Here is a 19460-nt window from a genome sequence, read left to right on the forward strand (position 1 = left end):
GATGTTCGAGCGCTTCACCGACCGGGCGCGGCGGGTGGTGGTGATAGCCCAGGAAGTGGCCCGGGAGCACAACCACCACTACATCGGCACGGAGCACATGCTGCTCGGCCTGCTCCGTGAGGAGGAGAGCCCCGGCGCCGAGGTCCTGAAGAGCCTCGGGGTGCCCACGGCCGGGCTGCGCGAGCAGGTGGAGCGGACCCTCTCCCGGGGCACGGAGGCCCAGAGCGGGCACCTCCCCTTCACCCCCGCGGCCCGGCGGGCGCTGGAGGACGCGCTCCGGGAATCCATCCAGCTCGGCATGAACTACATCGGTCCGGAGCACCTGTTGCTCGCCCTCATGCGTGAGCAGGACGGCATCACCCTCCGAGCCCTGGGGGCCTACGGCGTCCATCTGGAGGCCATGCGGGAGAAGATCCGCGAGCGGGCCGCCGGGGGGACCGCGCCCACCAAGGGGAACGAGTTCTTCGAGCGGTTCACCGACCGGGCGCGCCAGGCCCTGGTGGAGGGGCAGGAGGCCGCGCGGAAGCTCCACCACAACCATCTGGGGACCGAGCACATCCTGCTGGGCCTGTTCGCGGCGGAGGGGGTCGCCGCCGCCGCGCTGCACAACCTCGGCATCACGCATGACGCGGTCCGCGAGCGGCTGCTCAGGAGTGCCGGTTTCGGTACGAAGCCGCCGTCCGGCTATATACCGTTCACGCCGCGCGCCAAGCGGGCGCTGGAGCTGTCCCTCCGGGACGCGCTGTCGCTCGGCCACAACTACATCGGTACGGAGCATCTGCTGCTGGGGCTGGTGCGCGAGGGCGAAGGGGACGGGGCACAGCTGCTGCGCGCGTTCGCCACCCGGGAGCAGGTGCGGAACGAGGTCATCCGTATCCTCACCACCCCAGAACCGGAACCCGAACCGGAACCCGAACCGGAACCCGAACCGGAACCCGAACCGGAACCGGTACCGGTACCGGCAACGGCGTTGGGCCCGGACCCGGAGCGGGTCCCGCAGCCGGTCCCGGAGCCAAGCCCTGAGCCGCCGCCCGTGGTCGTCGGGCGCGAGCGGGAGACGCAGCGCGTCATGCAGATCCTGATGCGCAAGTCCCGTGCCAACGCCCTGCTGGTGGGGGAGGTGGGCACCGGGCGCACGTCGATCGTCTCGGGGCTCGCCCAGCGCATCGCCCGGGGCGACGTACCGGCGGGACTGGCCGAGGTGCGGCTGCGGGCCGTCGACGTCGCCACGGCCGCCCAGGAGACGGTGGAGGACCCGGACCGCACGGTGCTGTTCGTGGATGACATCCGGGCGGGCGACGCCGACGCGCTGCGCGCGCTCGCGCGGCGGAAACCGCGGATCATCGCCGTCACCGACCCCGCGGCCTACGGCGAACTCCAGGACATCGGCGCGTACTTCCAGACCGTCCCGGTGAACGAGCCCACGCATGACGAGGCCGTGGGCATCCTGAGGCAGCTGCGCGGCGAGTACGAGGCCCACCACCAGGTCACCATCACCGACGACGCCCTCGACGCCGCCGTCACCCTCTCCGCGCGGTACATCACCGACCGCGTACTGCCGGGGAAGGCGGTGGAGGTCCTGGATGAGGCGGGGGCCAGGGTGCGGATGACGGACGGGGCCGCGCGGATCGTGGACGCGCGGCACATCGCGGAGCTGTTCGCGGACGAGACAGCAGGCCAGACGGCGGACCAGACAGCGGGCCAGACGGCGGGCCGGGCCGCGCGTGAGCCCGCCGTCGACGACCGCTATATCTGGGCCATGAGCTGAGTGGCCGGGCTCCCGAAGGGGCCCGGCCGCTCAGTTCGATCGAGGCGCAATTACCGGCTCTCGCCGCCCATGTGGTGCACCCGGACCATGTTGGTGGTGCCGGGGACGCCGGGGGGCGAGCCCGCCGTCATGATCATGATGTCACCCGAGGAGTAGCGGCCCAGCTTCGACAGCTCGGCGTCCACGAGGTCCACCATCGCGTCGGTGTGCTCCACGTACGGCACCACGAAGGACTCCACGCCCCAGCTCAGCGACAGCTGGTTGCGGGTGTCGGGGTCCGTGGTGAAGGCGAGGATCGGCTGCTGGGCGCGGTAGCGGGAGAGCCGCCGCGCGGTGTCGCCGGACTGGGTGAAGGCGACCAGCGACTTGGCGCCCAGGAAGTCGGCGATCTCGCACGCCGCACGGGCCACCGAACCGCCCTGGGTACGCGGCTTCTTGCCGGGCACCAGCGGCTGGAGGCCGCGCGACAGCAGCTCCTCCTCGGCGGCCTGGACGATGCGGGACATCACCTTGACCGTCTCGATCGGGTACGAGCCGACCGACGACTCGGCGGAGAGCATGACCGCGTCCGCGCCGTCCAGGATCGCGTTGGCGACGTCGGACGCCTCGGCGCGGGTCGGCCGGGAGTTCTCGATCATCGACTCCATCATCTGGGTCGCCACGATCACCGGCTTGGCGTTGCGGCGGCACAGCTCGATGAGCCGCTTCTGCACCATCGGGACCTTCTCCAGCGGGTATTCCACCGCCAGGTCGCCGCGGGCCACCATGACGCCGTCGAACGCCGCGACGACGTCCGCCATGTTGGCGACCGCCTGCGGCTTCTCGACCTTGGCGATCACCGGCACCCGGCGGCCGACCTCGTCCATGATCCGGTGCACGTCGCGGACGTCGGCCGCGTCCCGGACGAAGGACAGCGCGACCATGTCGCACCCCATCGTCAGCGCGAACTTCAGGTCGTCGATGTCCTTCTCGGACAGCGCGGGGACGTTGACCGCCGCACCCGGCAGGTTGATCCCCTTGTGGTCGGAGATCACCCCGCCCTCGATGACGATCGTCCGGACCCGGGGGCCCTCGACCGCGGTGACCCGCAGCTCGACGTTGCCGTCGTTGATCAGGATCTGGTCGCCCTTGGAGACATCGCCCGGCAGCCCCTTGTAGGTGGTGCCGCAGATGGTCCGGTCGCCGTCGACGTCCTCGGTGGTGATGATGAACTCGTCACCGCGGACCAGCTCCACCGGGCCGTCCGCGAAGGTCTCCAGCCGGATCTTGGGGCCCTGGAGGTCGGCGAGGACGCCGACCGCGCGACCCGTCTCCTCGGACGCCTTGCGAACGCGGTGGTAGCGCTCCTCGTGCTCCGGGTGGCTTCCGTGGCTCATGTTGAAGCGGGCCACGTTCATCCCGGCCTCGATCAGCGACTTGAGCTGGTCGTAGGAGTCGACGGCGGGGCCCAGCGTGCAGACGATTTTGGAACGGCGCATGAGGCTGATCCTATCGGTTTGTTTCAGAGCGGAATATTTCAGGAGTCGAAGCCGAGCCGAAGGCTAGTCGCTGACCAGGTCGTACGTCTGGCTGGCGATCTCCAGTTCCTCGTCGGTCGGCACCACGGCGACCGCGACCCGGCTGGTCTCGGCGGAGATCAGCCGCGCCGTGGAGCCGCGCACCGCGTTGCGCACCGCGTCCACCTCGATGCCGAACGCGGGCAGACCGCGCAGCGCGGCCTCCCGCACCGCCGCGGAGTTCTCCCCCACGCCGGCCGTGAACGCGATGGCGTCCACCCGCCCCAGCACCGCGGTGTACGCGCCCACGTACTTCCGCAGCCGGTGGACGTAGATGTCGAACGCCAGCTGTGCGGCCGGATCGCCCTCGCCCATCCGGCGGCCGATCTCGCGCATGTCATTGTCCCCGCACAGCCCGATCAGCCCGCTGCGCTTGTTGAGCAGGGTGTCGATCTCGTCCGTCGACATCTCGCCCACCCGGGAGAGGTGGAAGATCGCCGCCGGGTCGAGGTCACCGGAGCGGGTACCCATCACCAGGCCCTCCAGCGGGGTCAGCCCCATGGAGGTGTCCACGCACACCCCGCCGCGCACGGCGGAGGCGCTGGCGCCGTTGCCCAGGTGCAGCACGATCGTGTTCAGCTCGGCGACGTCCTTGCCCAGCAGCTTCGCCGTCGCCCGCGAGACGAACGCGTGCGAGGTGCCGTGGAAGCCGTACCGCCGCACCCCGTACCGGTCGGCGGTCTCGGTGTCGATCGCGTACCGGGCCGCCGACTCCGGCATCGTGGAGTGGAACGCGGTGTCGAAGACCGCGACCTGCGGCAGGTCCGGGCGCAGCGCCCGGGCCACCTTGATGCCGGTGACGTTCGCCGGGTTGTGCAGCGGGGCCAGCGGGACCAGCTTCTCGATCTCCTCGACCACCTCGTCGGTGATCAGGGCGGGTTCGGTGAACCGGGTGCCGCCGTGCACCACCCGGTGGCCGATCGCCGCCAGCTCGGGCGAATCGAGGCCGAGGCCCTGCCCGGCCAGCTCGTCGGCGACCTGCTTGAGCGCGGCCGTGTGGTCGGCGACCGGGCCGTTCCCGATCCGCTCCACCAGGCCGGAGGAGAGCCGGGCGCCGTCCGCCATGTCCAGCAGCTGGTACTTGACGGACGAGGAGCCGGAGTTGAGGACGAGGACGCGGGAGCCGTTCACGCGGTCTGCACTTTCTGTGTCGGGGCTATCGGTACCGAGGTCGTCGGAGCCGCCCGGCGCGCCGGGGTCACCGGGACGCCGGGGTGGTGGGGGGCGTCTGGGACTGGGCCTGGATCGCGGTGATCGAGACGGTGTTCACGATGTCCTGGACCAACGCCCCGCGGGACAGGTCGTTCACCGGCTTCCGCAGACCCTGCAGCACCGGGCCGACCGCGACGGCGCCGGCCGAGCGCTGCACGGCCTTGTAGGTGTTGTTGCCGGTGTTGAGGTCCGGGAAGATCAGCACGGTGGCCTTGCCCGCCACCTCGGAGTCGGGCAGCTTGGTCGCCGCGACCGCCGCGTCCACCGCAGCGTCGTACTGGATCGGGCCCTCGACCAGCAGGTCCGGGCGGCGCTCGCGCACCAGCGCGGTCGCCTTGCGCACCTTGTCGACGTCCGCGCCGGAGCCGGAGGTGCCGGTGGAGTACGACAGCATCGCGATCCGCGGCTCCACTCCGAACTGGGCGGCCGTGGTCGCCGACTGGATGGCGATGTCGGCCAGCTGCTCGGCGTTCGGGTCCGGGTTGACCGCGCAGTCGCCGTACACCAGCACCCGGTCGGCCAGGCACATGAAGAAGACGGACGAGACGATCTCCGCGCCGGGCGCGGTCTTGATGATCTCGAAGGCGGGCCGGATGGTGGCCGCGGTGGAGTGCACCGCGCCCGAGACCATGCCGTCGGCCAGGCCCTCCTGGACCATCAGCGTGCCGAAGTACGAGACGTCGGCCACCACGTCGTACGCCAGCTCGTAGTCGACGCCCTTGTGGGCGCGCAGCTTCGCGTAGCTCTCCGCGAAGCGCTCCCGCAGCGGCGAGGTCTGCGGGTCGACGATCTGCGCCTCGGCGAGCTGGATGCCCAGCTCGGCGGCGCGCTTGCGGATCGCGTCCTCCTCGCCCAGCAGTGTGAGGTCGCACACATCGCGGCGCAGCAGGACGTCGGCGGCGCGCAGCACCCGCTCCTCGGTGCCCTCGGGCAGCACCACCCGGCGGCGGCCGGACCGGGACCGCTCGATCAGCTCGTGCTCGAACATCATCGGGGTGACCCGGCCGGAGCGGGCCACCGCGACGCGGTCGGTCAGCGCGGCGGTGTCCACGTGGCGCTCGAAGAGGCCGAGGGCGGTCTCGGCCTTGCGCGGCGCGCCCGCGTTCAGCTTGCCCTCGATGGCGAACAGCTCGGCCGCGGTGGGGAACGAGCCGCCCGCCACGGCCACCACCGGGGTGCCGGGGGCCAGCCGGGACGCCAGCGCCAGGATGTCGGGCCCGGGCCGCTCGTCCAGGGTGAGCAGCACTCCGGCGATCGCGGGGGCGCCCGCGCTGTGCGCGGCGAGCGCGCCGACGATCAGGTCCGCGCGGTCGCCGGGGGTCACCACCAGACAGCCCTCGGTGAGGGCGGGCAGGAAGGTGGGCAGCATGGCGCCGCCGAAGACGAAGCCCCGCACGTCCCGGGAGAGTCCGGCGTGGTCGCCGAGCAGCACGTCGGCGCCGAGGGTGCGCACGATCTGCGAGACGGTGGGCGCCGACAGCGCCCCGTCCTCGGGCAGGACGTAGCCGGGTACCGGGAGCCGGGCGGCCAGCCGCTCGGCGATCTCCGCGCGGTCCTCCGGTACGGCCCGGTTGACGGCGACGGCGACGACGTCGCAGCCTTGCGCCTCGTACGCGCGGTAGGCGTTGTGGGCCTCGGCGACGACGGCCTCGGCGTTCTGGTCCTGGCCGCCGACGACCGTGATCACCGAGGCGCCGAACTCATTCGCGAGCCGGGCGTTCAGCCCCAGCTCGTCCGGGAGGCTGGTGTCGGCGTAGTCGCTGCCCAGGACGAGGACGTACTCGAAGTCGCGGGCCACCTCGTGGAAGCGGTTGACCAGCCGCGAGACCAGCTCGTCGGAGCCCTCCTCGGCCTGGAGGGCGGTCGCCTCCGCGTAGCTCATCCCGCTCGCCGAGGCGGGCGGCTGGCTGAGCCGGTAGCGGGCCCGCAGCAGATCGAAGAGGCGGTCGGGGTCGTCGTGCACCAGGGGACGGAAGACGCCGACCCGGTCGACATGGCGGGTCAGCAACTCCATGACCCCCAGCTCGACGACCTGGCGGCCGTCCCCCCGTTCGATCCCGGTCACGTACACGCTGCGCGTCACGCGTGCTCTCCGTTTCCTCGGCGTTTTCCTTACATGCATCCTTCGGACACAAATTGGCCGTTTTAGGCGGCCCAGTCCTCTTGACAATACCTTTGGCCATGGCTAGGGCGCTCAGCGGTATAGGGACACAGCATCACCCTGCCCATGAAACAATCGGACTGGCTCACATCTACCCGTAGGGAGCAGGAGACACAGCACGATGCGCATCGGAGTTCTCACCGCAGGCGGCGACTGCCCCGGCCTCAACGCTGTGATCCGGTCGGTGGTGCACCGTGCGGTCGCCGGGCACGGGGACGAGGTGATCGGCTTCGAAGACGGCTTCAAGGGACTTCTCGACGGCCGTCACCGCAAGCTCGACCTCGACGACGTGAGCGGCATCCTGGCCCGCGGCGGCACCATCCTCGGCTCCTCCCGCCTGGAGCGCGCCCGGCTGCGCGAGGCCTGCGAGACCTCCAAGGACCACGCCCGCGACTACGGCATAGATGTGCTGATCCCGATCGGCGGCGAGGGCACCCTGACCGCCGCCCGCATGCTGTCGGACGCCGGGCTGCCGATCGTCGGCGTCCCCAAGACCATCGACAACGACATCTCCTCCACCGACCGCACCTTCGGCTTCGACACCGCCGTCGGCGTCGCCACCGAGGCCATGGACCGCCTCAAGACCACCGCCGAGTCGCACCAGCGGGTCATGGTCGTCGAGGTCATGGGGCGGCACGCGGGCTGGATCGCCCTGGAGTCCGGCATGGCGGGCGGCGCCCACGGCATCTGCCTCCCGGAGCGGCCCTTCGAGGTCGACGGGCTGGTCAAGATGGTCGAGGAGCGCTTCTCGCGCGGCAAGAAGTTCGCGGTCATCTGCGTCGCCGAGGGCGCGCACCCCGCCGAGGGCGCGATGGACTACCAGAAGGGCGAGATCGACCCGTACGGGCACGAGCGGTTCGCGGGGATCGGCAACCGGCTCGCGGCCGAGCTGGAGCGGCGGCTCGGCAAGGAGGCCCGCCCGGTCATCCTCGGCCACGTGCAGCGCGGCGGCACGCCCACCGCGTACGACCGCGTGCTGGCCACGCGCTTCGGCTGGCACGCCGTCGAGGCCGCCCACCGCGGCGACTTCGGCATGATGACGGCGCTGCGCGGCACCGACATCACCATGGTTCCGATCGCCGAGGCGGTCAACGAGCTGAAGACCGTTCCGGCCGACCGCATGGACGAGGCCGAGTCCGTCTTCTGAGTCAGCTCCTGTACGGTCCCCGCCTCGATCGGGGGGACGGAGACGATCAGGGGGGCGAGGGAGACCGGCGGGATGGGCGGGTTAACGGATCGTGTGTGGCTGCGCTACGCGATCCTCTTCGTACTGATCACGGCACTGGTCACCGGTGCCGTCATCGCGATCGGCAGCCAGGGCGGCGGCCATCTCGCCGCCAACCGCGACCAGTTACGGAAGGCCTGCGACGGCGCCCTGCCGTACGACGACCTGCAGCGGCTGGTGCGCGACGCCCGCCCCGGTGAGCTGCGCCAGCACGGCACCATGCTCGCCCCCGGTCAGGAGAGCCGCTCCCTGCTCGACTGCTCGCTCTCCTGGGGCGGCGGCAACGGCGTCACCGTCCACGCCGAGGCGCTGGTCTCGGACGTGCCCCAGGGTATGGAGACCCGCGAGATCCTGAACCCGGGCCCCGGCGGCACCTTCACGGCGCCCGGCACCACCGGCCGGTACGGCGCGCGCGGCGCCTGGCTGGTCGCCGACTGCCAGGGCGGGCTGGGCGGCCGGGTCCGGCCGACGACCGATCTGTACGTCACGGCCAAGGTCACCGACGGAAGCGCCGGGGCGGCGGGCGGCACCGACCGTACGACCGCGCTCACCGGCTTCCGCACCGCCGTCCACGTCGCCAACGCCATCACCCGGGCGCAGCACTGCGGCGGCCCCGCGCTGGACCCGCCGACCCAGGTCGTGGCCGGGGACCAGGGCGGCAGCGGGCCCGCCTCCCGGCGCTGCGACTGGATCAGCCCGTCCTCGGTGCCGGGGATCAGGCCCGGGGCGTGGGCCACCCGCGGCGACGCCCAGGACTCCACCTCCTTGAGCGCCTGCACCGGCGACTGGGACGCCGGCGCCCGGCCCAACACGGGCGTGACGCCGCAGGAGTGGCAGATCACCGGGGTCGAGGCGGCCAGCTGGGCGGGGATCCTGGGCCGGTCCGCGTACGACTCGTACGAACGCGAGGGCCATGTGCCCGGCTGGGGCGCGGGCGAGGAGAACCGGCTCGCGAACACCGGACCCCGGGAAACAGCGGCGGCAGACGCGGGGGACCAGGTGGACCGCGTCCCCTCCTACCTCACCCATCCCCAACTCGCCCTGTGGGCCCGCTCGGTGTGCGGCGGCCGGGTCACCTACCACCGGGTCTCCGTCCTGCCCCGGCTGCACATACCCGACGGCGAGACGGTCCCGCTCGGCCCCGCGCGGCGCGCCGCGCTCTCCGAGACCGCGCACACCCTGCTCTCCCGCTATCTCGGCGCCGAGGACGGCTGGCCGAAGACGGCGGGCTGCCACGCCACCAAGGTGCTCGGAGAGGTGGAGGAATGGCACTGATGACCGGGCCGCGGTCGCCGTTCACCCAGCTGGTCACCCGGCGGCAGGTGCGGGGCATCACGGCGGCCGCGCTCGTCCTGGCCGTCCTCACCGGCGTGATCGCCTGGTTCGCGGGCAGCGACGACCGGGCGCTCGACGAGGCGTGCGGCGGTGCGCTCGCGGCGGACGAGGTCCGCACGGTGCTCGGCGACCGCGGTGTGGACGTGACCAGCAGCACCCGGGGCGTCTTCGGTGACGGTCGCGACACCTCCCTGGCGGTGCGCTGCGAGGTGATCGCCGAGGGCCGGGGCCGGGTGCGCGTCACCATCGCCGGGGCGCCCCGCCTCCGCGCCGAGTACGGCACCGGCGAGCTGTTCACCGCCGTACCCGCCCACGACACCCTCCCCGTCCCCCTCGGTCACGGCTGGTCCGGCGTCCTCGCCACCGACAACGCCCGCCAGGGCGACCCCGGTGACGGCAAGGCCACCGCGGCCGTGCTGCTCACCTGCGCCCGGGGCGGCCGCAGTCTGCTGATCACCGTCGAGACCGCGCTCGGCGGCGCCACCCTGGACGACCCCGCCACCCGCCCCTCCTTCGTCCGCACCGCCACCGCGACCGCCCGCCGGGCCGACGACCGCTGGGACTGCGGCGCCCGGCTGGGCACACCGGTCCGCAGCGTGGGCCTGCCGGTGAACAAGGACGAGTACGAACCCCTGCTCGGCGCCACCGGCACCTGCGCGGCCGTCCCCACCGCCGCCCGCTCCGCCGTCTCCACGGCCCGCGAGACCGCCAGGGCCCGCGCCCCGCGCGAGATCTGCGCCCTCGGCGCCCGCGACGGCGCGCCCCGCTACCGGCTGGACGCGTACTACGGGCCGTACGCGGAGGACGCCCGCGCCCAGTACACCCGCAACGACGGCGAGGGCGTGACCCCCGCCGAGAAGCCCGCCGGGCGGCTCGGCCAGAGCGCGTACTGGGCCGGTGCGGACTGCCCGGGCGGCGCGCCGCGCGCCCTGTACCTGATCCGCGCCGACGACGCCGACGGCGAGGCCCGCGCCCGCCCCGACCTCGGCTACGAACGCGCGGCCCTGTCCGCCTTCGCCGCCCGCTCGGCCGAGGACCACGACTGCGCGGCCCCGGCGACCCCTTGACGCCGGGTCACCCCTTGACCGCGCCGCCGAGCGTGAAGCCGCCGCCCAACCGCCGCGAGATGAGCACGTACAGCAGCACCACCGGGGTCGAGTAGAGGATCGAGAACGCGGCGAGCTGCCCGTAGACGATCTGCCCGTGGTTGCCGAAGAAGGTGAAGATGGAGACGGACGCCGGGAGTTGTTCGGGGGAGAGCAGCAGCATGAAGGGGACGAAGAAGTTTCCCCACATCATGATGAAGCTGTAGATCGTCACGACCGTGATCCCCGGCCCCATCAGCGGCAGGATGACCCGCGTCAGGCCCTGCGCCCAGGACGCGCCGTCCGTCCAGGCGGCCTCCTCAAGGATCACCGGCACGCCGTCCATGAAGTTCTTCATCAGCCAGATCGCGAAGGGGAGTTGCGAGGCCGCGAGGAAGAGCGCGGTGCCGGACATGGTGTCGATCAGGTCGACCTGGACGAAGAGCCCGTAGACCGGGACCATGATCGCGGTGATCGGCAGACAGGTCGTGAACAGCACGGTCATCAGATACGGCCGCACCACGCCCGACCGGAACCGGGACAGCGGATACGCGGCGAGCGCCGCGCACGCGACCGTCAGCGCGGTGGCGCTGCCGCACAGCAGCAGGCTGTTGAGCATCGGCGTGAACGTGATCTCGTCCGTCCACACCGCCGAGAAGTTGTCGAGCGTCGGGCTGCCGGGCGCCGACACCCGTAACGTCGCCTCGCCGTCGACCGAGGCGAGCAGCAGCCAGGCCAGCGGGAGGACGAAGGCCGCCGCGACGACCAGCAGCGCGGCGTCGGCCGCCAGTCGGCGGCGCGAGAGCAGGGACAACCTCGGACCTCCTCGCGCTTGCGAGCGCAGTCGATCAGTGTCCCGTCCATGAAACCGTTCGCCCGGCCGGGAGGGGAAGACGGAGGTGCCACCGAAAACCCCCACCCGGCCTGTCGTTCTATTGCGCCGCCGCTGCCGGCTGGCCGGGGAGGGATGCGGGCACGTCCACCGGCAGGTCGCCCCGGAGCTGGTCGAAGAGCCGCTTCGCCTGCGCGTCGTCCCACTGCACGGCGCTGCCCTTGGAGGTGCGCAGATTGGTGTTGGACACCGGGACGTTGAGCCGCTTGCCGTTGCCCGTCGTGGCGCCCTTCATCGCCTGGAACAGCGACATCAGTTTCTGCAGGTTCATCTGCTTGTCCACGATGAGCGTGTCGAGACCCGCGCTGACGGTCGGGAAGGCCGCGAAGGGGTTGGCCAGTACGCCCGGGGTGGCGGCCTTCTCCGCGAGGGCGGCCAGGAACTTCTGCTGGTTCTGGGTGCGCCCCAGGTCGCCGTTGGCCTCCTGCTTGCGCTGCCGTACGAACGACAGCGCCTTGCCGCCGTCGAGGACCTGGCAGCCCTTCCTCAGGTCCAGGCCGGACTTCTCGTCCTTGATGTCGCGGTCCACGCACATCCGTACGCCGCCGACCGCGTTCACGATGTCCACGAAGCCGCCGAAGCCGATCTCCGCGTAGTGGTTGATGTGCAGCCCGGTGTTGCGCTCGATGGTCTGGACGAGCAGATCGGGGCCGCCCCGCGAATAGGCCGCGTTGAGCTTGTTCTGCTCCTCGCCGTAGCGCTTGCCGGTATCGGGGCGGACGTACGAGGGGACCCGCACCCAGGAGTCGCGCGGCAGGCTCAGCATCGTGGTGCCGTTGGCGCCGGTGTGCAGCACCATCATCGAGTCGGTACGGCCGCCCTCGGCCGAGCCGGTACGGAGCGTCTGCTTGGCCTCGGCGGACAGGCCCGCGCGGCTGTCGGAGCCCACGATGAGGTAGTTGGTGCCCTTGCCGAGCGGCGGGCGGTTCGCCGCCTTGTTGAGGTCGACCTCGCGGTTCATCTGGGTGTCGACCCAGATGTAGGCGCTGCCGGACGCGACGAGCAGCGCCGAGACCATGACGATCGCGAGACGCGTGATCTTGCGGCGGCGGCTGAGCGGTTCTCTGGGGGCGCGCCGCCGCAGCACGGGCGGCTCGGGGTCGTCCTCGTACGGGGGCCGCTGGGCGGGCGGGGTCCGCTGGACGGGGGTCTCCGACCGCCACAGCCCGGCGTCGGTCCGGACCGGCTGGGTGAGGCCCGGGATCGACTGGGTGCCCCCCGGACCGGGGCGCGCGGCGCGCGGCATCGGCGGTGTGACGCCCGGCACCTGCTGGGTGGCCCCCGGGCCCGGCCCGGGGATGCCCGGGGTCGGCGGCGGCGGAGGCGGCGGCGCCGGAGAGGGCGGCACCACGGGGAACGACTCGGTCGGCGCGTTGGCCGTTTCCCGCGCGGCCTGTCCCGGTTCGCCCGTCCCTCTCGTCTGCTGCTGGAGGTACGCCGCCGTGCCCCAATGTCGCTGCTCGTCCGGGGTGATGTGGTTCGGTGGCACCCCGCCGCCCTGCTCGTTCGCGTCTGCCCGCCCGTCCCGCCGGTCACTCATGGGGGCAGCCTCCCTTCGCATGGAAACGTCCGTATGCCTGCTGACTACTGATACGGTCGCGGCCGCCCGTTATCTCGATGTCAGGCTCTGGTATGCGGGCGCTGTGCCGAGCGTCTCCCCGGCCGTCCCGGAGCGCTGGATGCGGTGCCACTTCAGCCGGGCGCCGAGCAGCAGGGCCACCACGGACTGGATGACCACCAGATACATCAACTGCCGGTAGGCGAAGAGCTGGAAGGGCAGGGACCACAGGGTCCGCATCCGCTCCCCGTCCAGCCGCAGCGCGTACCCGGCGCACACCACCTGGATCGCGAGGTACGTGAGCCACACTCCGGCCGACTCCATGGGGTTCTGGAAGAGGATCCCGTACAGCGCGAACAGGTCGATCACGGGCGCGAGAAGCGGCAGCACGACCTGGAAGAGCGCGAGATACGTCAGCCCCCGGCGGCCGAAGCGCCCGTCCGAGCCCCGCGCGATGACGGCGCGCCGGTGCTTCCACATGGCCTGGAGGGTGCCGTAGCCCCAGCGGTAGCGCTGCCGCCACAGCTGGCGCAGCGAGGTGGGGACCTCGGTCCAGGCGACGGCCGTCTCCTCGTACACGACGCGCCAATCGGCCCGCCACAGGGCCATGGTGAGGTCGGTGTCCTCGGCGAGGGTGTCCTCGCTGACGCCGCCGACCTCCTCCAGCGCCTCCCGCCGGAAGGCGCCGATGGCGCCGGGGACGGTCGGCATGCACTCCAGCACCTCGAACATCCGGCGGTCGAGGTTGAAGCCGAAGACGTACTCCAGGTGCTGCCATCTGCCGAGCAGGCTGCGCCGGTTGCCGACCTTGGTGTTGCCGCTCACCGCGCCGATCTCCGGCAGGGCGAGTGGCTGGATGAGCTGGCGGATGGCGTCCGGTTCGAAGATGGTGTCGGCGTCGACCATGACGATGATGTCGTGCTTGGCGTGCGCCAGACCGGAGTTGAGCGCGGTGGGCTTGCCCGAGTTGGGCTGCCGGATCACCAGCACCCGGGAGTCGTTGCTCGCGGCGGCGATCTCGGCCGTGCGGTCCGTCGACCCGTCGTCGATCACGATGACCTGGAGCTTCTGGTGGGTGGAGGCCAGCAGCGAGCGGATGGTGCCCTCGATGCCCGCCTCCTCGTTGTACGCGGGCACCAGCACCGTCACCGGCTCGTTCACCACCGGCGGCGGCGGGTCGCCCGGCCGGTAGCGGGTGAGCCTGCGGACATGGGCGCGGGCGAACACGACGAGCAGCACCAGCCGCAGCACGCCCAGCGCGCCCGCGATGCCCAGCACCCACGTCATGATGGTCACGAAGGCGCGGCCGACGGCCGCGAGCCAGATCAGGGCGTTGCCCTGCCAGCGCTCCAGCGCGGACGACCGGGTCTCCACCGGAGGCACCCCGAGCCCGCCGGTGACGGTGGTGAACCGCTGCACCCGCGGGTTCTTCAGCAGCTTCTCGGTCTCCTGGTACGCGGTGTCCGTCTGCGACAGCTGCCGGACCAGCCCCTGCGAGGGCCGCTTCGACGGCTTGTCGGCGGCGACCAGCGCGTACCCCTTCGCGGCGACCTTGCGCGCCGCCTGCCACTCGACGCCGCACAGCGTCTCCACGTTGGTGGTCAGCGGCATCCGCATCAGCCGCGGTTCGGCGCCCACGGTGCCCGCGAGAGCCGACTCGGTGAGCGACAGCTCCATCGAGGAGCGGATGGACGACGCGGTGCCCATGTCGGCGCCGGTGTAGGTGTTGGACCCGATCTCATGGCCCTCGGCCCTGATCCGGCGCACCAGATCCGGCCACCGGGCCGCCTTGGCGCCGTTGAGGAAGAACGTCGCGCGCGCCTTGTTCCTGCGCAGCAGGTCGAGGATGCGCGGCGTCCACTCCGGGTCGGGCCCGCCGTCGTAGGTGAGCGCCACCGTCCCCGGGGGCATGCTCACCGTCTTCACCTGGCCGTTGTTGATCTGCACCACCGGGCCGCCGCCGATGATGTCCTTGGGCACCGGGCTGGTGCAGGCGGGCCGCGACTTCGCGGCGTCGACCTCGTGGGTGGTCCAGCCCTGGAACATCAGCAGGCCGAACATGAGCGGAAGGCTCAGGGACAGCAGCAGCCAGTGCGCGCGCGGGTCACGGGACCGCTTGTGTCGGCCTCCTCGGGTCGGGTGGCTCATCGGCTGGATCGTCCCCCAGGGTCAGGGTCGCATGAGCCACGGCCGCCGTGGCACGTCTTCGGTCGGTGGTCGGGCCGCCCACGCGGCTCAGACGGTCTCACCGTAGTGACGAGCGATCAGCGCCCCCGCCGAACCGGCGGCAACGGATAAGAATCCGCAGACGCCGCCCTCCGGGACGGTCCGATCACGTATCGTCTGTCGGCGGCCGAGACGACAACGGTCCGCCGACAGAGTCGGCGGACCGTCATGCGCGATCGGGGTCAGGCGACGGCTGAAAGGCCAGTTCGGGCAGGCTTCCGGGTCACCGCCGCAGGGTCGTCTCCCGCCGCATGCGGGACAGCTTCTCGGGGTTGCGCACCGCGTAGAGCCCGGTGATGAGGCCGTCGTCGATGCGCACCGCCACGACGGTGTCGACCGCGCCGTCCTGCCGGAGGATCAGCGCCGGGTGGCCGTTGACCTGCGCGGGACGCAGCGTTCCCACGGTCGCTATCCGGCCCAGCCCGGCCGCCAGCAGGCGGCCCACCTTGTCGGCGCCCACGATGGGCCGCGGGACGGCCTGCTTGATGCCGCCGCCGTCGCCCAGGAAGACGACGTCCGGCGCGAGGATGTCCAACAGGCCCTGCAGATCGCCCGTTTCGGCCGCCCGCTGGAACGCGTCGAGCGCGTCCCGCGACTCGGCCGGGGACACGGCCCCGCGCGGGCGGCGCGCCGCGACGTGGGCCCGGGCCCGGTGGGCGATCTGGCGCACCGCCGCCGCGCTCTTGCCGACGGCGTCGGCGATCTCGTCGTACCCGAGGTCGAACACCTCGCGCAGCACGAACACCGCCCGCTCGGTCGGCGCGAGCGTCTCCAGCACCAGCAGCATCGCCATCGAGACGCTTTCGGCCAGCTCGACGTCCTCGGCCACGTCCGGCGCGGTCAGCAGCGGTTCGGGCAGCCAGGGGCCGACGTACGACTCCTTGCGGCGGCCGAGCGTACGGAGGCGGCTGAGCGCCTGGCGCGTGGTGATCCGTACCAGGTACGCGCGCTGGTCCCGCACCGCATCGAGGTCGACCCCCGACCACCGCAGCCAGGTCTCCTGCAGGACGTCCTCCGCGTCGGCGGCCGAGCCCAGCATCTCGTAGGCGACGGTGAACAGCAGGTTCCGATGGGCGACGAACGCGTCGGTGGCCGTGTCTGTGGCCGCGTCCGTGTCCTGGGGGTGCTGTTCACTCTTCACCGGCTGCTCCCGCCTGCTCGCTCTCGACGATGTCACGCGCACAAGACGCCGGTCGCGGTGGTTCTGTGACACTTCCGGCCGGTGGCGCACGTCACACCGCTGACCCGTCACAGGGAGCGGCGCGGCGGCATCTCGTGTTCGTCCCGTACGACACGACGAGAGGGTCACACCATGGACGCCCGATTCAACCTGTTCGAGAACGAGTTCGGTGCCAGGTTCGCGAAGCGGTTCGCAGGCGCCGGACTCCTGGTCCACCAGTCGTCGCTGCCGAAGTCCACCCAGGAGCTGGTGTCGCTGCGCGCCAGCCAGATCAATGGCTGCGGCTGGTGCGTCGACATGCACATCAAGGAGGCCGCGGCCGCCGGAGAGACCGCGGTCCGGCTGGGCCTGGTCGCCGTCTGGCGCGAGTCCACCGTCTTCACCGACGCCGAGCGGGCCGCGCTGGCCCTCGCCGAAGAGGGCACCCGCCTCGCCGACGCCTACGACGGCGTGTCCGACGAGACCTGGGCCCGGGTGCGGGAGCACTACGACGACGACCAGATCGCCGCGCTGGTCTCGCTGGTCGCCCTGATCAACGCGGCCAACCGGCTGGCTGTGATCGTGCACCAGCGGGGAGGTTCGTACGAGCCCGGTATGTTCGCCGCGGCGACCAGCTGACGGGCAGGTCAACTGGCCGCCGCGGTCAGTCGACCGGCGTACGGGCCCGGCCCGGATCACCTGACCCGGGCCGGACGCGTACGCCCTTCGTGTCACCTCCGCCAGAACAGGTGGTGCGTCACACCGCTCGGGCTGGGCACGACGTCGAGGTGGAACCGGTCGAGCAGCTCATCGGGCGACTCCCAGAGCCGTTCCCCGGAGCCCAGCTCCACCGGCGAGACCACCACGTGCAGGGTGTCGACGAGGCCGGCGTCGAGGAACTGCCGGACGGTGCTCACCCCGCCGCCGAGCCGGACGTCCTTCCCCTGCGCCGCCTCCCGGGCCTGTGCGAGGACCGCGGCCGGGTCGCCGCCGACGAAGTGGAACGTGGTGTCGGAGAGCGTGAACGAGGGGCGCGGGTGGTGCGTCATGACGAACACCGGGGTGTGGAACGGGGGCTCGTCACCCCACCAGCCCTGCCATTCATGGTCCTGCCAGGGCCCGCGCTGCGGCCCGAACTTGTTGCGCCCCATGATCTCGGCGCCGATGTTGCGGGCGAAGTCCCGCGTGAAGTAGTCGTCCAGACCGCGGCTCCCACCGGCGTCGGTGCGCCCGGGCCAGCTCGCCGTGGCCCCGGCCCAGGCGAACAGCTCCCCGGGATCGGCGTGGCCGAATGGCCGCTCCAGGCTCTGGTGCTCACCTGCACCGAATCCGTCCGACGAGACGGTGAAGTTCTGGACTCTCAGCAGCTGCGACATGCGGCGCTCCTCCTGTGGGGGGTCGACGAGGGTTGGACCGCCCGGCCCTGGGAAACTCATCGCCGATGCCGTGACGTGCTGGAATTCAGGGCGTCACGATGCGCTCGACGGCGGCCGCGACGAGGGCGTCCCGCTCGCTTTCCGAGAGGACGTCCGGGAGTGTGAGCTGTTCGACGATCAGCCAGTTGAGCGCCAGATACAGCAGCCGGACCGCCGTCGCGTCACCGGGCAGGCCGGACTCCTGGTGATAGGCCACGTTGGCCTCCATGTCGGCGCGGACGCGCTCGGTCAGCACCGCGCGCAGGGCGGGACGCCGGGTGGCCTCCAGACGGAGTTCGAGGAGCGCCAGATAGCCGGTGCGGAAGGCGCTGATCCGGGCGACCAGCTCGCGCATCAGTGCCGCGTACCCCTCCCGGTCCCGGGTGCTCGCCTGCTGCCGGGCGATGGTCGCCTCGTCGGGCTGGAGCCGTTCGTAGACCCGGGCACCGGCCTGGGTGAGCAGGTCGTCGCGGTTGGCGAAGTAGTTGGAGGCCGTCCCAGCGGGCACGGCGGCCTCGCTGTCCACCGCCCGGAAGGTCAGCCCCCGCGCGCCCTCCGCCGCCAGCACCTCGATGGCGGCGTCGACCAGGGCCGCCCTCCGCTCGTCGTTCCTGCGCACCATTGACGCCACTCCAGTTGTAGTACTACGTTCACACCGCCTCAGTCAGAGTACTACGAATGGAGTGTTGTGTATGCGAAAGCTTGTCTACTACGTCGCCGTCAGCATCGACGGCTACATCGCGGGTCCCGGCGGGGAGTACGACTTCTACCCCTCGGGCGACGAGGCGCAGACAGCCGCGTACATGGGGGCGATGAACAAGCGCTACCCCGAGACCGTCCCCACCGCCATGCGCGCCGCCCACGGCCTCGCCGACGCGCCCCATCAGCACTTCGACACCGTCCTGATGGGTCTCGGTGCCTACCGCCCGGCGCTCGACGCGGGCATTGCCAGCCCGTACGCACACCTGCGCCAGTACGTTATCTCCACCACCCTGGGCGCCGCCCCCGACCCGGGCGTGACGGTGATCGACGGCGACCCGCTCGCCCTGGTCCGCGACCTCAAGCGCGAGGAGGGCCTGGACATCTGGCTATGCGGCGGCGGCCGCCTCGCGGCGACGCTGTTGCCCGAGATCGACCGGCTGATCGTCAAGAGCTATCCGGTGGTCGCGGGCTCCGGAATCCCCGTCTTCCACGGCGCGTTCAACCCCACCGTCTTCCGGGTGACGGACCGCGAGTCGTTCGACGGCGGCGTGACCGTCACCGGGTTCACTCGCCGCTGACCTGCCTCGGACATGTCCGGGACACGGGCAACACCCCAGCCCAGGACGCTCGCCACGCTTTCATCCTCGGGGGAGTGCGGGTCCCGCCAGCAGCTCGCTGGCGGGACCCGCACTGATGCGTTCGCGGTCAAGCAGCGGTCGGTGACGCACAGGCATCGGCGATCGCGGCAGTGTCCCAGTAGAAAGGACGGACCTCGGCGATCCGCCCCTCCTTGAACTCGATCGTCTGCAGGATGGGGAAGGTGAGCTTCCGGCCGGTGGCACGTGCGCGTGCGCTGACCTGGGTGAGCACCACCGTGGTCTTGCCGGTGGCGAGGAACTCCTGTTTCACCATCACGAACGATTCCCACGCCCGGCTCATGGCGAGGAAGAACTGCTCCATGCCCGCATGCCCACGCCAGGTGCCCCCAAAGGGCAGGGCTTCTGCCTGGTGCAGGACGACATCGGGAGCGAAGAACGGAGCGAGAAGATCGAACGAGGCCTCGGCTGGGCCACCGGCTGCCAGGTACTCCGCCTCGGCCGCGTACATGAGGGTGAGGATGGCCACCGAGTCCGCTGCGAACGAATCAGTCATGCCGCAAGGATCAT

Annotated in this window: 16 protein-coding genes; 6 read left to right on the top strand and 10 right to left on the bottom strand. The window is 71.6% G+C overall.

Annotation, left to right across the window (positions count from 1 at the left end):
- Position 1 precedes the first annotated feature (1 nt).
- Entirely contained in the window at positions 2-1768 is a 1767-nt protein-coding gene (locus ACZ6CL_RS03435) for a Clp protease N-terminal domain-containing protein (protein ID WP_468930569.1), read from the top strand.
- A gap of 50 nt (positions 1769-1818) precedes the next feature.
- Here the strand turns inward: ACZ6CL_RS03435 and pyk are convergent, their stop codons facing one another.
- The 3 genes from pyk to pta all read right to left on the bottom strand — a co-directional run bounded on the left by pyk (position 1819) and on the right by pta (position 6619).
- Positions 1819-3246 (bottom strand): pyruvate kinase, encoded by a 1428-nt coding sequence (gene pyk / locus ACZ6CL_RS03440; protein ID WP_385446481.1) that lies wholly within the window; start codon positions 3244-3246, stop codon positions 1819-1821.
- Between the two features lie 63 nt (positions 3247-3309).
- Positions 3310-4455, bottom strand: coding sequence for an acetate kinase (locus ACZ6CL_RS03445; protein ID WP_468930572.1), 1146 nt, complete (start codon positions 4453-4455; stop codon positions 3310-3312).
- Between the two features lie 67 nt (positions 4456-4522).
- Positions 4523-6619, bottom strand: coding sequence for a phosphate acetyltransferase (pta, locus tag ACZ6CL_RS03450; RefSeq protein WP_468930574.1), 2097 nt, complete (start codon positions 6617-6619; stop codon positions 4523-4525).
- Between the two features lie 199 nt (positions 6620-6818).
- Between pta and ACZ6CL_RS03455 the strand changes: the two genes are divergently transcribed.
- The 3 genes from ACZ6CL_RS03455 to ACZ6CL_RS03465 all read left to right on the top strand — a co-directional run bounded on the left by ACZ6CL_RS03455 (position 6819) and on the right by ACZ6CL_RS03465 (position 10324).
- Entirely contained in the window at positions 6819-7844 is a 1026-nt protein-coding gene (locus ACZ6CL_RS03455; protein ID WP_468930577.1) for an ATP-dependent 6-phosphofructokinase, read from the top strand.
- A 72-nt stretch (positions 7845-7916) separates the two neighbouring features.
- A complete protein-coding gene (locus ACZ6CL_RS03460; RefSeq protein ID WP_468930579.1) occupies positions 7917-9197 on the top strand; it encodes a hypothetical protein in 1281 nt (426 codons plus the stop codon).
- Positions 9188-10324 carry a hypothetical protein gene (locus ACZ6CL_RS03465; RefSeq protein ID WP_468930581.1) on the top strand — a complete coding sequence of 379 codons (1137 nt, stop codon included), beginning with the start codon at positions 9188-9190 and terminating at the stop codon, positions 10322-10324. Before ACZ6CL_RS03460 ends, ACZ6CL_RS03465 begins: the two co-directional genes overlap by 10 nt.
- A 7-nt stretch (positions 10325-10331) precedes the next feature.
- On the opposite strand, the gene ACZ6CL_RS03470 is transcribed toward ACZ6CL_RS03465, so the two are convergent.
- From ACZ6CL_RS03470 to ACZ6CL_RS03485, 4 genes are all read right to left on the bottom strand, one after another.
- Positions 10332-11156 carry a carbohydrate ABC transporter permease gene (locus ACZ6CL_RS03470; protein ID WP_468930584.1) on the bottom strand — a complete coding sequence of 275 codons (825 nt, stop codon included), beginning with the start codon at positions 11154-11156 and terminating at the stop codon, positions 10332-10334.
- A 118-nt stretch (positions 11157-11274) separates the two neighbouring features.
- Entirely contained in the window at positions 11275-12774 is a 1500-nt protein-coding gene (locus ACZ6CL_RS03475) for an LCP family protein (RefSeq protein ID WP_468930587.1), read from the bottom strand.
- Between the two features lie 69 nt (positions 12775-12843).
- Entirely contained in the window at positions 12844-14940 is a 2097-nt protein-coding gene (locus tag ACZ6CL_RS03480; RefSeq protein ID WP_468930589.1) for a glycosyltransferase, read from the bottom strand.
- A gap of 301 nt (positions 14941-15241) precedes the next feature.
- On the bottom strand, positions 15242-16159 hold the full coding sequence (locus ACZ6CL_RS03485) for an RNA polymerase sigma-70 factor (RefSeq protein WP_468930592.1): 918 nt from the start codon (positions 16157-16159) through the stop codon (positions 15242-15244).
- A gap of 171 nt (positions 16160-16330) precedes the next feature.
- Here ACZ6CL_RS03485 and ACZ6CL_RS03490 point away from each other — a divergent pair, with 171 nt between their 5' ends.
- Complete coding sequence (locus tag ACZ6CL_RS03490) at positions 16331-16816, top strand: carboxymuconolactone decarboxylase family protein (RefSeq protein WP_468930593.1); 486 nt, start codon at positions 16331-16333, stop codon at positions 16814-16816.
- A gap of 92 nt (positions 16817-16908) precedes the next feature.
- On the opposite strand, the gene ACZ6CL_RS03495 is transcribed toward ACZ6CL_RS03490, so the two are convergent.
- Entirely contained in the window at positions 16909-17553 is a 645-nt protein-coding gene (locus tag ACZ6CL_RS03495) for a dihydrofolate reductase family protein (RefSeq protein ID WP_468930595.1), read from the bottom strand.
- Positions 17554-17638: 85 nt separating this feature from the next.
- Positions 17639-18214 carry a TetR/AcrR family transcriptional regulator gene (locus tag ACZ6CL_RS03500; protein ID WP_468930597.1) on the bottom strand — a complete coding sequence of 192 codons (576 nt, stop codon included), beginning with the start codon at positions 18212-18214 and terminating at the stop codon, positions 17639-17641.
- Between the two features lie 70 nt (positions 18215-18284).
- Here ACZ6CL_RS03500 and ACZ6CL_RS03505 point away from each other — a divergent pair, with 70 nt between their 5' ends.
- Entirely contained in the window at positions 18285-18872 is a 588-nt protein-coding gene (locus ACZ6CL_RS03505) for a dihydrofolate reductase family protein (protein WP_468930599.1), read from the top strand.
- Positions 18873-18999: 127 nt separating this feature from the next.
- On the opposite strand, the gene ACZ6CL_RS03510 is transcribed toward ACZ6CL_RS03505, so the two are convergent.
- Positions 19000-19446, bottom strand: a complete 447-nt coding sequence (locus ACZ6CL_RS03510; protein ID WP_468930600.1) for a nuclear transport factor 2 family protein — start codon at positions 19444-19446, stop codon at positions 19000-19002.
- Between the last annotated feature and the right edge of the window lie 14 nt (positions 19447-19460).

Source organism: Streptomyces sp. NPDC041200 (assembly GCF_055591805.1).

What these genes read in the sequence shown, in the direction of transcription:
- ACZ6CL_RS03510 (WP_468930600.1), bottom strand. Translation starts at nt 19,446, where the DNA reads ATGACTGATTCGTTCGCAGCGGACTCGGTGGCCATCCTCACCCTCATG.
- ACZ6CL_RS03475 (WP_468930587.1), bottom strand. Translation starts at nt 12,774, where the DNA reads ATGAGTGACCGGCGGGACGGGCGGGCAGACGCGAACGAGCAGGGCGGC.
- ACZ6CL_RS03480 (WP_468930589.1), bottom strand. Translation starts at nt 14,940, where the DNA reads ATGAGCCACCCGACCCGAGGAGGCCGACACAAGCGGTCCCGTGACCCG.
- ACZ6CL_RS03500 (WP_468930597.1), bottom strand. Translation starts at nt 18,214, where the DNA reads ATGGTGCGCAGGAACGACGAGCGGAGGGCGGCCCTGGTCGACGCCGCC.
- ACZ6CL_RS03490 (WP_468930593.1), top strand. Translation starts at nt 16,331, where the DNA reads ATGGACGCCCGATTCAACCTGTTCGAGAACGAGTTCGGTGCCAGGTTC.
- ACZ6CL_RS03495 (WP_468930595.1), bottom strand. Translation starts at nt 17,553, where the DNA reads ATGTCGCAGCTGCTGAGAGTCCAGAACTTCACCGTCTCGTCGGACGGA.
- ACZ6CL_RS03435 (WP_468930569.1), top strand. Translation starts at nt 2, where the DNA reads ATGTTCGAGCGCTTCACCGACCGGGCGCGGCGGGTGGTGGTGATAGCC.
- ACZ6CL_RS03460 (WP_468930579.1), top strand. Translation starts at nt 7,917, where the DNA reads ATGGGCGGGTTAACGGATCGTGTGTGGCTGCGCTACGCGATCCTCTTC.
- ACZ6CL_RS03455 (WP_468930577.1), top strand. Translation starts at nt 6,819, where the DNA reads ATGCGCATCGGAGTTCTCACCGCAGGCGGCGACTGCCCCGGCCTCAAC.
- ACZ6CL_RS03465 (WP_468930581.1), top strand. Translation starts at nt 9,188, where the DNA reads ATGGCACTGATGACCGGGCCGCGGTCGCCGTTCACCCAGCTGGTCACC.
- ACZ6CL_RS03505 (WP_468930599.1), top strand. Translation starts at nt 18,285, where the DNA reads ATGCGAAAGCTTGTCTACTACGTCGCCGTCAGCATCGACGGCTACATC.
- pyk (WP_385446481.1), bottom strand. Translation starts at nt 3,246, where the DNA reads ATGCGCCGTTCCAAAATCGTCTGCACGCTGGGCCCCGCCGTCGACTCC.